Below are 15839 nucleotides of genomic sequence, written 5' to 3' on the forward strand. Positions count from 1 at the left end.
AGAGCAGGTGATAATCGCCAGGACAACATACAGGCTGATACGAAAAAGGCTGTAGACAGGCATAGCTGCCTCCATTAACCAGGGCCGCAGTAAAACGGCGTCATCGCTATAAACGGGAAAGGGTTCAATGAGATATTTTGTTATGGATGAGCATAGACCGATAAGTCAAAAAAAGTAAAGGGAGATGATTTGTAATATTTTTATTGAAATCAATAAAACAAAAATCTACAAAATGCTATTTTTATAGTTATTAAATCCAGGTGGCTAGAGTTTTGTATCGCCATAATGTTTTCATAATAGACGTGGGACTTCTAGCATTACAATGAATTTACACTGATTTTTTTATTATCTATTACGATGTGAAGGGCGCGAATAAGTTTCCCGCTCACATTGCTTATTTCTTTTGCTAAATGAATGCGCTGAATTTACCTGTGCTACGTTTATAGCGTTCATTTTTCAAATTTATAGCGTTTGCCTTACAGCATTTTAGCTGCTCAGCTTAGGGCTGGCAGCCATTAATTACCTATTTTTCAATCCTGAGCGTGCCTCTTTCCAGCCTGGAATAATGAGTCTGCGCTTTTCGTTTAATGGCAATCTGTGCATAACCAGATATCACCGCCTTGATTTCCGAAACAGGATTTGAGGAGAAAGCGATGAATACAGCTAAACCGGAAAGTACCTATTATCAGCTTTCTGTCGATGAAGCGCTGACGCATACCGGCAGTTCAACCGAGGGGATAAGTGGTTCCGAAGCGGAAGCAAGATTAAAGCAGTATGGAGAAAATGCGCTTCCTCAAAAGCCCGGCAAGCCAGCCTGGCTGCGCTTTTTGGCCCATTTTAACGATGTTTTAATCTATGTATTGCTGGCGGCCGCGGTCCTGACGGCGGTGATGGGCCACTGGGTGGATACGCTGGTGATCCTCGGTGTTGCGGTAGTGAACGCCCTGATTGGTCACATTCAGGAGAGCAACGCGGAAAAATCCCTGCAGAGCATTCGCAATATGCTTTCCAGTGAAACGGTGGTTATCCGTGCTGGTCATCACGAGACGCTGGCAACCACCGCATTGGTACCCGGCGATGTGGTGGTTATCCGCGCGGGCGATCGCATCCCGGCTGATCTGCGCGTTATCGAAGCCCATAATTTGCGGGTTGAAGAAGCGATTCTTACCGGCGAATCCACAGTCGTTGAGAAGGGTACAGAGGCCCTGAGTGGAGAACTGCCGCTGGGCGATCGCACGAATTTGCTGTTCTCCGGCACCACCGTGAGTTCGGGGGGCGGAAAAGGGCTGGTGGTGGCGACCGGCGGCGCCACGGAACTGGGCCACATCAACCAGATGATGTCCGATATCGAGAAGCATCGCACCCCGCTACTCGTGCAAATGGACAAACTGGGTAAAGCCATTTTCCTGATTATTCTGGCGATGATGGCAGCCTTGTTTGTCTTCAGTGTGTTGTTCCGCGATATGCCGGTTTCCGAGCTCATGCTTTCACTGATTAGCCTTGCCGTTGCCTCGGTTCCCGAGGGATTACCCGCCATTATCTCCATCATTCTTTCCCTGGGTGTGCAAACCATGGCCCGGCAGCAGGCGATCATTCGTAAATTGCCCACCGTGGAAACCTTGGGGGCGATGACCGTAATCTGCTCGGATAAAACCGGCACGCTGACCATGAATGAAATGACCGTAAAGGCCATTATCACCGCCGATCAGATTTACCGCGTGGAGGGCGTAAGCTATGAACCGGTGGGGGCCATTCATAAAGCTGACGATGCTGCACCTTTGACGATTATCCAAGGGTCGCTGCTGGAGCGCTATCTGCGCACCATTGATTTGTGTAATGACAGCCAGCTGATTAAAGATGAGAACGGGCTATGGAAGATCACCGGCGGCCCCACCGAAGGCGCGCTGAAGGTGTTGGCGGCAAAAGGGCAGCTACCGTCGGTGATCACGGAGCTGCGCAGTAAGATTCCTTTTGATTCGCAATACAAATATATGTCTACCCACTATCGCATTGGCGAAGAGGAGTGTGTGCTGCTCACCGGAGCACCCGATGTGTTATTCAGGCATTGCCAGCAGCAGCAGACGGAAACCGGTCTGCAGCCACTCGACCTCGCCTGGTGGGAGGCCAAAATTGAAGAGTATGCGCGCGAAGGATTACGCATGGTGGCAGCGGCCTGGAAACCCGCCACGCCAGGACAAAGTGAAATAACCCATCAGGATCTGCATCACGGCATGATTTTGCTGGGGATTGCCGGAATGATGGATCCCCCGCGGCCGGAAGCCATCACCGCAATTGGCGACTGCCTGCAAGCCGGGATTCGCGTCAAAATGATCACCGGTGACCACCCGCAAACGGCCATGAGTATTGGTCAGATGTTGGGTATTGGTAACGCCGCGAGCGCCATTACCGGACGTGAACTGGAAGTGATGGACGATCATCAACTCAGTGAAGCGGCGCAATCTTATGACATCTTTGCCCGTACCAGCCCCGAGGATAAGTTCCGCCTGGTGCAGGCGCTGCAGAGCAAAAAAGAGGTCGTCGGGATGACCGGCGATGGCGTGAATGATGCGCCTGCATTGAAGCAGGCAGATGTCGGCATCGCCATGGGAATCAAAGGTACCGAGGTCACTAAAGAAGCCGCGGACATGGTGCTGACAGACGATAACTTTGCCACCATCGCTAGCGCCGTCAGAGAAGGGCGGCGGGTTTATGATAACCTGAAAAAAACCATTCTCTTTATTATGCCGACGAACCTCGCGCAGGGGTTACTGATCATCATTGCACTGCTGGCAGGGAATTTAATTCCGCTCACACCGGTATTAATTCTGTGGATGAACATGGCTACCTCCGCCACGCTCTCTTTCGGCCTGGCCTTTGAGGCCGGAGAGCAAAATATTATGCGACGCCCGCCGCGCGATCCTAAGCTGCATGTGATGGATGGATTTGCCATCTGGCGAGTCATTTTTGTCGGTTCAATGATTGCCATCAGCGCCTTTGTGCTGGAAGCATGGTTACAACCGCGCGGCTATTCGCCCGAGTTTATTCGCACCGTGTTATTGCAGACGCTGGTGACGGCTCAGTGGTTCTATATGCTGAACTGCCGCGTCTCCGACGGTTTTTCATTAAGCAAAGGTTTGCTGCTGAATAAAGGCATCTGGATTGTGAGTGCGGTACTGCTGGTGCTGCAACTGTTGATTATCTATGCACCCTTTATGCAACTGCTGTTTGGTACTACCGCGCTGCCTTTCAGTTATTGGGTTATTACCCTACTCATCGGCTTCGTGATGTTTTTGATAGTGGAAATTGAGAAACCCCTCACAAGGCGATTCAGAACCCGGTAATTGCGGAGATAGCAGAGGATAACATCCAGACCAGCAATCATCGTGTCTGGATGTCGGGAATATCATCGTTCTCCAGGACGTGTTAAAGAGGGTTCGGCGGATAGATTTTTCTCTATAATATCCGTGGTATTCGCTAAAGGATCTTCAAGATGGGACTGAATGGATTTTCTTTTTGGCCGATGTTTTTGCGCGTGCTATTCATTCTTGCCACGCTGACCATTATTCTCACCGGCATTTATCTCGCCTCCCCGCTAATTAGTCAGGTGTTACTCTCTCTTTTCCTGGCGATCATGCTTGATCCCCTCATTAATCAGCTCGAGCGAAAGCGCGTGCCACGCGTGGTCTCATCACTGCTGGTGATTGTTTTACTGCTGCTGGTGATTGTCTTCACCATCATCAAACTCACTGTTTTAACGCCCGATCTTATACAGCTGAGCCGCCAGGCGCCGCAGCTACTGGCCGATCGCTTCGAACCCATTACCCAGGCTTTTGGCCATTTGGGTATTGTCCTGACGCCCAACGATATGCTGGCCTTTATTGATGCCGGTGAAGTGGTGCGTTTTGTTACCGGGTTTCTCACGCAAATACCCAGCATCCTTTCCTGGTGGCTGATGGTATTTCTGATGCTGTTTTTTATGCTCTACGAAATGAAGAACCTAAAACTCGCGCTACATAAACGCGCCGCGGATAAATATCAGCCCTATTACATTGCGCTTGAACAGGGCATTCAAAGCGTGATCGTTTATGCGCAGGTCAAAACCCTCACCAGTATTCTCGGTGGCATTGTTGTCTGGGCTGGCGCGCACTTTCTCGGACTTAAATTCGCTTTCTTCTGGGGCGTACTGATGTTTGTGTTTAACTATATTCCGGTGCTGGGATCGTTTATGGCAGCGATCCCACCGGTTCTGCAAAGTTATATGCTGTTTGATATTCAAACCGCGGTGATAGTGGCGCTGTTCTTTGTCGCTCTGAATTTACTACTCAGTTCAGTCATTGAGCCGTTGTTATTAGGCAAGCGTTTGAATATGGCGCTAACTACGCAACTGCTGGCATTCCTTATCTGGCAATCGCTGCTCGGCATCATTGGCGCGATTTTGGCCATTCCGCTAACCTTTTTGCTGAAAAAAATGTGGCTGGCGAGTTACGCTCAGCAACAGGTGAATGAAGCCCGCAATAATGCAGAATAAAACCCTGAAGCTGTAGGCAGTTTGCACATTATTGTTGAATGCTAAAAAATTATTGATTACTTTAGCAGAGCCCTAACAAGGTCGTAAGCGTTTACGTTAGCCAACGCACATCCTCCTACTCCGAAATGGAGTATTTCTGGTGTGCAGGTAACGATTACATGTCTAAAATTTCTCTTCCGCTGATTTCATTTCCCCACCCACAAATTGCTGGCTTCATTCTCTTCTTTATTGCGGGCTTCGCTGACGGTCTTATGGTGCCTTTCTTTCCACTTTGGGCTCAGCACTCGGCGGCGATTCCCATTGGTCTAATCGGTTTTTTGTTTGGCTGCTATGCCGGCGGTGAACTGATCGCCGCTCCGTTTATTGGCGGCATTGCCGACCGCATTGGTCGTAGGCCGGTGCTAATTGGGTCGGCTAGCGGCATCGGCCTTGGTTTCATCGCCCTCTTTTTCACCCATGGCGTGGTAGAAACCGCCTGCGTGTTGGTTATCATCGGGATTTTTGAATCCGTACTTCATCCGACGATATACACGCTGATCGCTGATGTAACCCCAGAGGCTGAGCATCGCAACCAATTCAGTAAAGCTCGCGTTTTCGCCTGCGCGGGGGGGATCGCGGGGCCGCTGCTGGGAGCGCTAATCGTGCAAAGCAACCTGGGTTACGTGTTTTTGGCCAGTGGCATTTCTATGCTTTGCGGTGGCGTGATGCTGGTTATTCTCTTGCCCGAAACCCGGCAGCAACTTGCAGACGAAGACGCTGAAGAGGAGGAGGGCTTTAGTGCGTTAATGCCCGCTTTTCGCGATCGCCGACTTGCCGCATTATTGATTTGGGCGCTGCTGCTGGGTGTTGCTGGCAGCTGGGTCGAAGCCGTCATGCCGCTTTATGCCTATAATCAACTGGGGATCAGCAGCGCCAATGTCGGGCTGCTCTTCACTTTGGGCGCGGTGCTTAACACACTTGGGCAGTTAACATTGACCAGAATGCTGGCTCTGCGTTCGCCGATGTTCATCATTCTCAGTGCTGGCGCGACGTTGATACTGGCTTTTGCCGTGCTTTTGATTTTCTCTCATCTCTTCTCCCTGATCGTGGCCGTCTGTTTCTACTCCCTTTCCCAAATGATGGTCGGACCGTTGATGCCCGCAGCAGTCAATCAACTGGCTCCGGTCCGGCTGCGGGCAACCTATATGGCCGCTCTATCCGTGGTCAGCGATCTGCGTGACTCCGTGGGGCCGGCAACGGGCACGGCGCTGTTTGCTGTGACGTTTACCCTGCCGTGGATGATCGGCATTCCAATCGTTGCAATGGCGGCATTAGGCCTGGGCATCTCTTTGTCATCGAATAATCGTTCCTCCTCACAGACGCCTGAATAGGAAGATTTCGGGCTATGTTCTAGCGGGTGCGCTTAACAGTGCACCCGACAAAGCCCTTATCGGCGATGGTACGCGTGCGCTTCGATTTGCCGTTGAATAACCAATAACTCGCCAGCGCCAGGCCGCACACGCCGGTCGCGCCATACGTCAGCACCGCTGAAAATCCCTCAGTAAGCACCTGCTGCGCCACGTCATGAGCAAGCGCAACCTCGCCACCGCTGGCAATCTGTTCTGCCAGCGCGTGCGCATCGTTGAGGGTTGGTATGATGCGTTTCAAACTTGCCGCCACGCTGGCTACCAGCAAACTCCCCATCAAGGCGATATTGATTGCCAGCGTAATCAGCCGCGCGCTGATATCAATTCCTGATGCCATGCCCGCTCGGTTACCGGGCACTGAACCGGTGGTGGTGTTTGTCACCGGTGTATTGGTGAGCCCCAACGCCATGCCTGCCAGCAGCGCGCCGGGTAATAAACTGGTGTGATATTCAGCGGCGAATTTCATCAATATGAAGCCCACGCCGATGCTCAACAAACCCAGCGGAATCAAGCGCGCCGCGCCAAAACGGACCACCAGTTTTTCACCAATCGGCGGCATCAGCAGCGTAGGCAAGGTATAGGCCAGCAGCGCCAGCCCGGTTGCCATGCTGCTGTAGCCCAGACCGCTCTGATAATAAACCGGCAGATAAATTATTAGCGGCCAGAAGCTAAAGTTCATGCCAATCGAGCCCATCAGCGCGCCAGAGAATGGGCGAATGCGAAACACGGTGAAATCAAACATCGGGTGAGGATGGCGTGTTTCAATCCACACAAACAGCAGCGCGCTGACCGCGGTGACCAGCATACAGAGCTGCACGATTGCGCTGCCCCAACCCAGGGAACGCCCTTGGGTGATAAGGTAGGTGATGCCCACTACGCTGAGAGATAGCGTCACCAGCCCAGCAAAATCGAGTTTTTTGGCTTCGCTATCTCGTGACTCCACCACGTTTTTCATCGCCAGAATCAGGGTGAGTAACGCGATAAAACCGTGTACCAAAAATACCCATTGCCAGCTGAACCAGGCCACCAGCATGCCGCCAATGATCGGCCCAAACCCCAGACCAAAGCCAAACGTCATCCCCCATGCCGCAAACGCGCGGCTGCGTGATTTTCCCTGCGGGAACTGGGATGAAAGGATGGCAATCAGGCACGTCAGCATGGCACCACCGCTTAACCCTTGTAGCGCGCGTCCAATAATCAGCCAGCGCGCACTGTCGACCACGCCACACATCAGTGAGGTGAGGCTAAACGCCATGATACTGATGAGGAAAACACGCTTGCGTCCATAGGTGTCCGCCAGCGTGCCGGTGGCCATGAGCACTGCGGTGCAGGCGAGCGTATAGGCGTTCATGATCCACTGCAACTCGCGGAAACTGGCGTGCATTTCGCGCTCAAGCACCGGCAAAATTACCGGCACGCTGGATATTTCCAGACCAGACATTAAAGCGGCGAGACAAACCGCCATCAGCGCTAACATGTTCTTCATACGCAATCCCTGTAAAACGGTAAGTGAGTGCCAGCATGAAACAGTGACGTGATGATGGAAATTGCGCGCGATGCCATATATCGTCAAGATCATGCCAATATTGCGGATAGACCTTATATGCACATCACCTCAGCGCGCCGCGCCGATTCTCCTGCACCCATCAATCGCCGCCTGGTGCTTCTTGCGTATGAATGCCTTTGTACCTTCGAATTCGGTACGGCCGTTGAGGCTTTCGGTAGGGTAGACGAGGTTTTTGGCGCACCGTTATATGATTTGAGCGTAGCCTCAGTGGAAGAGGGCACCTTTGGCGCGCAGGGGGGAATTCGCCTGGTGGTGGATGGCGGGCTTGAACTGCTGGAAGCCGCGGGCACCATTGTTATTCCCGGTTGGCGCAGCGTGCATGAGCCTGCATCGCCCCGGCTGATTGCGGCGTTACAGCAAGCGCACAGCAAGGGGACGCGCATTGTTTCCATCTGTGCCGGAAGTTTTGTATTGGGAGCGGCCGGAATACTGGATGGAAAGCGTGCCACGGCCCACTGGAACAGCACCAATATTTTGGCGCAAAGGTTCCCGGCGGTTCACGTTGAGCATGGCATGATTTATGTTGATGAGGGCGACATCATCACTTCAGCAGGTGGTGCGGCGGGTGTCGATTTATGTCTGCACCTGATTCGAAGGGATTATGGTATTGAAGTCGCCAATCGTACCGCCCGCAGAATGGTGACGCCGCCGCTGCGTGAAGGCAATCAGGCGCAGTTGCTTCAGCAACCGGTGCCGCAGCGTCAGGCAAAAACGCTCTCTCCGCTGCTGGATGATTTACGCGGCAATCTGAATACGCCGCTGGTTATTGAGCAGCTGGCCAGGCAAGCCGGTATGAGTCGACGCACGTTTTTGCGTCGCTTTCATGATGCCACCGGTACCACGCCCGGCGAGTGGATGTTGAGCATTCGTCTGGAGAAAGCCTGCGCGCTGCTTGAGAGCGGCATGCTGAGTATTGAGCGGGTAGCCGAGCAGGCCGGTTTTGGATCGCCCGAAACGTTGCGCCATCACTTTCGGCAGCGGCTTAACACCACGCCGACTAAGTGGCGCAAGGCGTTTAGTGCACGGGTGGCAGTCGGGTGATGGGGATTACCTCAGCTGGCTATCTTTACTGCCTCGACGGTTGTAACCGCCAATCGCCGCCTGTTTTTTATCAATGTTACTCTGACAATTTACACAGTAACGCACGCCCTTTAACGCCGCACGGCGCGCTTCCGGGATGGGAGCGCCGCACTCATCGCAAAACTCGGCACTTTCACCGTGTCCGAGATGACTGCGCGCCCGTGCCACGGCATCATCTACCGTGGCATCAATTTGTTTGTTTACTGCACCATCATCAGACCAACCGCCCGCCATATTTCACCTCTTACGCAAAGCCATGAACTAAGTATAAGGCAACATGCAATAAATGCCGGTCAGGCAACGATGCCGTGCAACATCAGCCGTTTTTTTACTCCTATTGACACATCATCAGGCACCATCCTAGACTGCGGCTTGTTCCAAGGGGTGCCCTGTTAGGGGGCTGAGATTCTGCCGGCTGGTGTTTTTTACTGGCATCGTAGTGACCCTCCGAACCTGATCCGGCTAATACCGGCGTAGGGATGCGGAACCGCAGGGCTTGCACGCCCTGATTCCATCTTTGTGCTTTGTAGCGGACAGTTCGCGCTCTTCGGGTGATGCCGGGGAGTTTTAATGCAATCGCAAAGGTGGCTACGAACATGACCGAATCGGCAATAATCTCAACGTTGCTGGCTTTCCTCCAGCGCAGCGACAGCTCGGATGACGATTTCAACCAGCTGGCCCTCGAAATCTTCGCCTATCAATTCGCCCACAACCAACCCTATCGCCGCTTCGCCATCCAGCGAGGACGCACGCCGCTGACGGTCAAACACTGGCGCAATATTCCGGCGATTCCGATTACCGCTTTCAAAGACTTTACCCTGAGCTGTGGCCCCATCGAAGCGATGCAGGCTGTTTTTATGACCAGCGGCACCACCGGTACAGTCAAAGGTCGCAGCTACCATCCAACGCTGGACGTTTGGCAATGTTCGATGATGCTGAATTTCCGCCAGCGCTTTATGGCAGGCGTCGATCGCATTCGTATGGGGATTCTGTTTCCGGATACCGTCGCGATGCCAAACTCCTCGCTGGCGACATACCTGGCGCTGGCGGTACAGGCCTTTGGTACACCCGCAAGTGAAGTGATGGTGGGTGAACACGGCCTCGACGTGGAACGCGTATTCGCCGCGCTTGAGCAGGCTGAAAACAGCGGTGAACCCTATGCGCTGCTGGGTGCCAGCTACAGCTTTGTACCGCTGCTGGACGAAATGCAGCGCCAGCAGCGTCGTTTCTCCCTTCCCGCCGGCAGCCGTATTCTTGACACCGGCGGATTTAAAGGCCAATCCCGCGAGGTTGCCGCAGAGGCATTTTACACATCGCTTGCCAATGCCTTTGGCATTCCACGCGCGCAGTGCATCAACATGTACGGCATGACGGAAATCAGCACGCAATTTTATGACGAGGGCAATGAAATCTGTCCGCCGGTCAAATCCGGCCCGCACTGGATCCGCACGCGTGTGGTGAACCCATTAACCGGCGACGACATGCCCGATGGCGAAGTTGGCGTGCTGGTACATCACGATCTGGCGCATTTCAATTCCGTTTCCGCTTTGCTGACGGAGGATGCGGGCGTCATCGTGCCTGGCGGTTTTCACCTGCTTGGACGGGTAACCGGCGCGAATGCAAAGGGATGCTCACTGACCATGGAAGATTTTCTGGCTGCCGCGCAGGTGAATCCGTGAAAGAAGTGGCGGGGCATCTGCCGGGCTTATGCGCCAGCGAAGTGCAATGGCACACGCTGCGATTTGGTCAGGGTAGTGAGATCGTGGAAGTGGATGTTCCGGCGCTGAACGAAGCGCAAATCATCGTGCTGACTGCCCGCGTACGCGCCAATGCGCGCGCCTATCTGCATCAGCTGAGCGTGGCGCAGATCATCACCATTATTGATGAAGCGGTGGCGCGACTGCTGGATCGCACGCATCCCTTGCGCATCAAGGCCGAAAAGCTGCTGCCGATCGTGACGGGCTATGACGCAGACATGGTGCGCCTTGGCCTCACCGGTTATCTCAAGACATTTCGCCAGCCGCAGCTTAAGCGCTTTCTGGCGGAGGACTTCGCCCATCCGCAGATGCTGGATGATTTTCAGCCACGGCCCAAAGGCGGTTTTGCCCGTGCGTTTGGCCCGGAACTCCTGCTGCATATCTGGGCTGGCAATGTGCCGGGCTTACCGCTGTGGAGCCTGATTTGTGGTTTGCTGGTGAAGGCCGGCACCATTGGCAAATTACCCGGCAATGAACCGCTGATGGCGAGCTGGTTTGCGCAGCTGCTGGCCGAAATCGATCCTCAGCTTGGCGCGTGTCTGGCGGTGGTTTGGTGGCAGGGCGGTAGCGCGGAAACTGAGCCGACCTGGTTACGGCAAGCGGATGTGGTGCTGGCCTATGGTGGCAACAACACGCTCGCCGCCATTCAGCAGCGTTTGCCTGTCACCACGCGTTTCCTGCCGCACGGCCATAAAATCAGCGTTGGCCTGGTAGCCGCCTCGGCGCTCAATACCCGTCAGGGCGCAGAACTGGCACGACGCGTGGCTTATGACGTGATGCGTTACGACCAGGCCGGCTGCTACTCGCCGCAGATGCTGTTTGTCGAGCGCGGAGGAGCGGTGTCATCGGACGAATTCGCCGCCTATATCGCGCATGAACTTGCCGCGTTGGCACGTAAACATCCGCGCCGCCCACTGGCTATTGAAGAGATGAACAGCCTCGCGGCATGGCGTAATGGCGAAGAGATGCGTGCGCTGGCGGATGGCCGAACGCTTTACGGCCATCCCACCGACGGCTGGGCGGTGGTGAGCGTGGCACAAGCGGAAGCGCTGTTACCTTCCGCACTCGGACGCACGCTGAAAGTGGTCGCCGTTGATGCGCTGGAGGAGGCTATACAGGCGTTAGCGCAGCAGCGCCAGGTTCTCCAGACGGCAGGCGTGGCTGCAACGCCTGCCGAACTGTTTCGTCTTTCCGCTTTGCTGGGCCAGGCGGGTGTTACCCGCATTACGGCGTTCGGTGACATGACGTCGCCAGAAGCGGGCTGGCATCACGATGGCCGTTTTAGCCTGCTTGATCTGGTCACTATCACCGAGATCGAGCAGGGCGCAGAGGCGGCGGCTGATCGATTCGCGCCCTATGCAGACTGATATGCATATTGCAGGGCGCGCATTCATACGTACCCAGACACCTCTAAGATTTCGCTGCATCACATCCCATATTTCAGGAGCCTTTAATGAAATTCACTAACCGCACGGTGCTGGTTACCGGTGCAAGCCGGGGCATTGGCGCTGCCCTTGCCAAAGCCTTCGCCGCGGAAGGCGCTTTTGTGGTGGTCAATTATCTGCGCAATGCAGACGCTGCCGCTAGCGTGGTTGAGGCGTGCCGGTCGCTGGGCGGAGAGGCATTAGCCATCGCGGCAGATGTCACCTCTGAGCAGCAGGTCAACGCCATGATGGAGCAGATCGTCAGCGCCACCGGCTGCCTTGATGCCGTAATCAACAACGCCTTTGCTCCCTATGTGTTTGATACCGACCTTCGCCAGCGTTTCTGGGAAACGCCGTGGTCAGCCTATCAGGCACAGTTCGATGGCTCGGTCAAAGCCGCCTATAACCTGTGCCAGGCGGCGCTGCCGCTGATGCGCGCACGGGTGCGCGGCAGCATCGTCAATATCGTCAGTGATCTGGTGGCGCGTCCTTCCGTGCCTTATCACGATTACATCACTGCGAAAGCGGGGCTGATCGGTTTTAGCCGCACGCTGGCCACAGAACTCGGCCCGCTGGGGATTCGCGTCAACTGCGTGGCTCCGGGATTGGTTTATCCCACCGATGCCAGCCAGGCAACGCGCGAAGAGGTGCGCGATTTCCTCACCGCACAAACCCCGCTGCGCCGCATCGCACGACCGGAAGATATCACCGGACCGGTGCTGTTTCTGGCATCAGACTGGAGCGAATTTGTCACCGGGCAGACGTTGTATGTGGATGGTGGATTGGTGATGAGCTGATGCGTGCGCATAAACCTATCTGCACGCGTCGTAGCGGCGCAATTTATTGCGCAATATGTGGATAGGTGCGGTGCTGTCAGCAATACGCGCGATAATCGCGCCGCAACTAATTGTGCTAATCAACGATGAGTTAGCGCATTAAATAATAGATAATACGCTAACTGATCCACCTCAGAAATTTCCTTAGTTGAAAGAGTAAATCGCATTGCTAAGGGCGGTTTTCAGCGATGTTATTTTTATGAATACGGATCATAACTGGCTAAAATTTAGCTTCATTGAATTTTATCATTCCCCTATAGTTTTTGTGGTTAACGGAATTAACGATAGGGATATTTATGTACCACAGTGATGCGGTGATACGGCAGCTTCAGGCGCAAAGGATTCTGGCAGAAAAACTCGACAATGCGGTTGCAGGCGTTATTGATGCCGTTTCGGATCAAGTCAGTAAGATCAATAAAGGTGCGACCCGGCTTTCATTTTATGCATCGTGTTTTACTGATGAATATTATGATGTTTGTAAAAAACAGGCGTTCGAAGATAATCGATTCCTGATGGGGGTAGCGCAGTTAGTAAAAGAGCGAAATATTGTTTTCTCACTGCTAAAAACATACTTAGATTATCAACTGCAAAACAGAAACTTCCGGCAGCTTGAAGTAATAAAAATGCATCTAATGCGGGCTAACATCCATATCGCTGCAAGTACACTCACTTCATCTTCATTTAGTCTGGGCGCGACTCTTGCGGTCGTAGCGGGACTCAACATTACGCTACCTGTTGGAAGAAACATTGGACAAGTCGTTGGGGTTATGGCCGGTGGCTTGGGAATTTATGGGGTAGTTCAGAATGCAGCAGATAGCGCGAAGCGCCTGCAGTTAATGCATCCGCCTTATTATCACGCATTATATGTCCGTGAGCTCGAAATGATGTATTTCCTTGTTGAAACTACGCTAATGCGTGCAGGCGCACTTAAAAACGAATGGCTTTCAGATTATGAGATCGCTGAAGTTTTAATGAAATTAATGAGAAAAGCATGAAGAGATTTTTAAAACAGTGGTTAATAACTGAAGGAAAGTTTTTGTTATGTATCTATGGCCCGGTTATAACTACTTTAATATTTGGCGTGTTAAAGGTAATTTATTATCCAGATAGTGGGATGTTGAGTGTGGGGATATTTTATCTATGCGCTCTGACATTTTTTGTTTATAAATTTCGTTAATTTAAAGGATTAAATATGTCAACTCCAGCACATCTCTGGTTAGAAGATGAAAGTGGTTCTCCGATTGTGGGTTCGTGCACAATGCCGACAAGACTTGGTTCGATAGAGCTCAATTCGGTCATGCACAATATTACGATTCCGGTGGATTCGCATACGGGAAGGCTGACAGCCACACGGATTCATGCACCGATATCCATTCAAAAGGAGTTCGATAGAACAACGCCGGTGCTGTTGCGTGCATTATGTCAGGCCAGAACGCTGAAATCTGCCACTATCAAGATGTACCGAATTAACGAAGCGGGCATTGAAATTGAATATTTTAATATTCTCCTGGATAACGTCAAAATCTCGAGCATCTCTCCGGCCCTGCTGCCAAACGGCCAGACCAGCACGCATCTGGAAAATATTGAGCTACGATATGAAACGATCACATGGAAATATGTCGACGGCAACATTGTGTTTAAGGATGGATGGAATGAGAGAATGATCGCTTAATCTCGTTTGATGCTGTGACTGTAAAGTCCAGGACAGCTGATTTTAAGGAGGAGAACTAACATGAACAAAATAGTATTGCTCAAAGATGACATAACCAAAGTTCCGGCAGACGCTATTGTGAACGCCGCCAACACCTCCTTACTGGGCGGAGGCGGTGTTGATGGTGCCATCCATCGGGCAGGTGGGCCAGCGATTCTGGCTGAATGCCAGAAAATCAGGAATCGACAAGGTGGCTGTAAAGTCGGAGATGCAGTCATCACCACGGCGGGAGATTTGCCGGTAAAATATGTCATTCACACCGTTGGACCACACTGGCATGATGGGAAACATGACGAAGAAACGTTGTTGAAAAATGCCTATCTGAGCTGTTTTAAACTGATCGCTGAATATGGCATTCAAACCGTTTCGTTTCCCAATATCAGCACTGGTATTTACAAATTTCCTAAAGCGCTGGCGGCTCAAATCGCGCTGGATGTGATTAACCAAAGTTTGCGTGATAACCCCAAAATCGAGAGAGTCAATTTGGTCTGCTTTGACGAGGAAAATTACGGTCTGTATTTAAAAATGTTGGATGAACAACATGATCAATAATTCTTCAGAATAAAAAAAGCGGCCCTAAGGCCGCCAAAAACCTCAACTGCAGTGAACGTTGAGGAAGGAGGATAATAATCGGATTAGCCTTTCACGCCACCGGCCGTCAGGCCGCTGACCAGCCAGCGTTGTGCCAGTAAGAACACCAGCGTAATCGGAATCGCAGACAACACCGCCGCAGCGGCAAAGTCGCCCCACAGATAGTTTTGCGGGTTGAGATATTGCTGCATGCCGACCGCCAGCGTGTAGCTGTTCACATCGCGCAGCAGCAGCGATGCAACCGGCACTTCCGTTACAGCGGCGATAAACGCCAGAATAAACACCACCGCCAGAATCGGTACCGACAGCGGCAGCAGCACCAGTCGGAATGCCTGCCACGGCGTGGCACCATCCAGCGCGGCGGCTTCTTCCAGCGAGCCATCGATGGTTTCGAAATAGCCTTTAATAGTCCAGACGTGCAGGGCAATGCCGCCAAGGTAGGCAAAGATCACGCCGCCATGGGTGTTGAGGCCGATAAACGGCAGATATTGTCCCAGGCGATCAAACAGCGCATAGAGCGCCACCAGCGACAGCACAGCGGGGAACATCTGGAAAATCAGCATGCCTTTTAACAAGGTGGCGCGTCCGGCAAAGCGCATGCGCGCAAAAGCGTAGGCGCAGGTGGTGGAGAGCGCCACAATGCCAATGGCGCTGATGGCGGCGATCTTTACCGAGTTCCACAGCCATAGCAGCACCGGGAACGGCGGTGGCGTCACGCGGCCGTCGGCGTGCTCCACGCTGAAGCCTAGCGCTAGCTGCCAGTGTTCCCAGGAAATCTGATCCGGAATCAGCGAGCCAGTAGCGAAATTACCGGCGCGCAGTGAGATGGCGAAGACCATCAGCAGCGGAAACAGTATCCCCGCAATAAACATCAGCAGCAGCAGATGCGTCATCAACAGACGCAGCTTTTGCGACTTGGGTTGTACCATAGCCATAACG

At 53.0% G+C, this 15839-nt stretch carries 13 protein-coding genes and 1 riboswitch; of the genes, 10 read left to right on the forward strand and 3 right to left on the reverse strand.

What is annotated here, in order from left to right:
* Positions 1–653: 653 nt before the first annotated feature.
* The 3 genes from CRO19_RS23665 to CRO19_RS23675 all read left to right on the forward strand — a co-directional run bounded on the left by CRO19_RS23665 (position 654) and on the right by CRO19_RS23675 (position 5898).
* Entirely contained in the window at positions 654–3341 is a 2688-nt protein-coding gene (locus tag CRO19_RS23665) for a cation-transporting P-type ATPase (RefSeq protein WP_097098269.1), read from the forward strand.
* A gap of 149 nt (positions 3342–3490) precedes the next feature.
* Positions 3491–4528 carry an AI-2E family transporter gene (locus tag CRO19_RS23670; RefSeq protein ID WP_097098270.1) on the forward strand — a complete coding sequence of 346 codons (1038 nt, stop codon included), beginning with the start codon at positions 3491–3493 and terminating at the stop codon, positions 4526–4528.
* Positions 4529–4686: 158 nt separating this feature from the next.
* A complete protein-coding gene (locus CRO19_RS23675) occupies positions 4687–5898 on the forward strand; it encodes an MFS transporter (protein WP_097098271.1) in 1212 nt (403 codons plus the stop codon).
* A gap of 19 nt (positions 5899–5917) precedes the next feature.
* Here the strand turns inward: CRO19_RS23675 and CRO19_RS23680 are convergent, their stop codons facing one another.
* Positions 5918–7420 (reverse strand): MFS transporter, encoded by a 1503-nt coding sequence (locus CRO19_RS23680; RefSeq protein ID WP_097098272.1) that lies wholly within the window; start codon positions 7418–7420, stop codon positions 5918–5920.
* A 117-nt stretch (positions 7421–7537) separates the two neighbouring features.
* Here CRO19_RS23680 and CRO19_RS23685 point away from each other — a divergent pair, with 117 nt between their 5' ends.
* A complete protein-coding gene (locus CRO19_RS23685; protein WP_097098355.1) occupies positions 7538–8542 on the forward strand; it encodes a helix-turn-helix domain-containing protein in 1005 nt (334 codons plus the stop codon).
* Positions 8543–8548: 6 nt separating this feature from the next.
* On the opposite strand, the gene CRO19_RS23690 is transcribed toward CRO19_RS23685, so the two are convergent.
* A complete protein-coding gene (locus CRO19_RS23690) occupies positions 8549–8815 on the reverse strand; it encodes a DksA/TraR family C4-type zinc finger protein (protein WP_097098273.1) in 267 nt (88 codons plus the stop codon).
* Positions 8816–8951: 136 nt separating this feature from the next.
* A riboswitch (TPP riboswitch) is annotated at positions 8952–9078 on the forward strand.
* A 99-nt stretch (positions 9079–9177) separates the two neighbouring features.
* Here CRO19_RS23690 and CRO19_RS23695 point away from each other — a divergent pair.
* From CRO19_RS23695 to CRO19_RS23725, 6 genes are all read left to right on the forward strand, one after another.
* Complete coding sequence (locus tag CRO19_RS23695; protein WP_097098274.1) at positions 9178–10260, forward strand: LuxE/PaaK family acyltransferase; 1083 nt, start codon at positions 9178–9180, stop codon at positions 10258–10260.
* Positions 10257–11705, forward strand: a complete 1449-nt coding sequence (locus tag CRO19_RS23700; RefSeq protein ID WP_097098275.1) for an acyl-CoA reductase — start codon at positions 10257–10259, stop codon at positions 11703–11705. The genes CRO19_RS23695 and CRO19_RS23700 overlap by 4 nt, the downstream gene beginning before the upstream one ends.
* Before the next feature lie 86 nt (positions 11706–11791).
* The gene (locus CRO19_RS23705; protein WP_097098276.1) at positions 11792–12559 is read left to right on the forward strand and encodes a 3-oxoacyl-ACP reductase; all 768 of its coding nucleotides are present in this window, start codon (positions 11792–11794) and stop codon (positions 12557–12559) included.
* 335 nt (positions 12560–12894) lie between these two features.
* Entirely contained in the window at positions 12895–13593 is a 699-nt protein-coding gene (locus tag CRO19_RS23710) for a hypothetical protein (protein WP_097098277.1), read from the forward strand.
* 197 nt (positions 13594–13790) lie between these two features.
* Positions 13791–14270: an Hcp family type VI secretion system effector gene (locus CRO19_RS23720; protein WP_097098279.1), complete on the forward strand. Its 480-nt coding sequence runs from the start codon at positions 13791–13793 to the stop codon at positions 14268–14270.
* A 60-nt stretch (positions 14271–14330) separates the two neighbouring features.
* Positions 14331–14861 (forward strand): O-acetyl-ADP-ribose deacetylase, encoded by a 531-nt coding sequence (locus CRO19_RS23725; protein ID WP_097098280.1) that lies wholly within the window; start codon positions 14331–14333, stop codon positions 14859–14861.
* Between the two features lie 83 nt (positions 14862–14944).
* Here CRO19_RS23725 and malG read toward each other — a convergent pair whose 3' ends face one another.
* Positions 14945–15835 carry a maltose ABC transporter permease MalG gene (gene malG, locus CRO19_RS23730; RefSeq protein WP_097098281.1) on the reverse strand — a complete coding sequence of 297 codons (891 nt, stop codon included), beginning with the start codon at positions 15833–15835 and terminating at the stop codon, positions 14945–14947.
* Positions 15836–15839: the final 4 nt, after the last annotated feature.

The organism is Candidatus Pantoea floridensis (genome assembly GCF_900215435.1).
In the GTDB taxonomy this organism is placed as follows: domain Bacteria; phylum Pseudomonadota; class Gammaproteobacteria; order Enterobacterales; family Enterobacteriaceae; genus Pantoea; species Pantoea floridensis.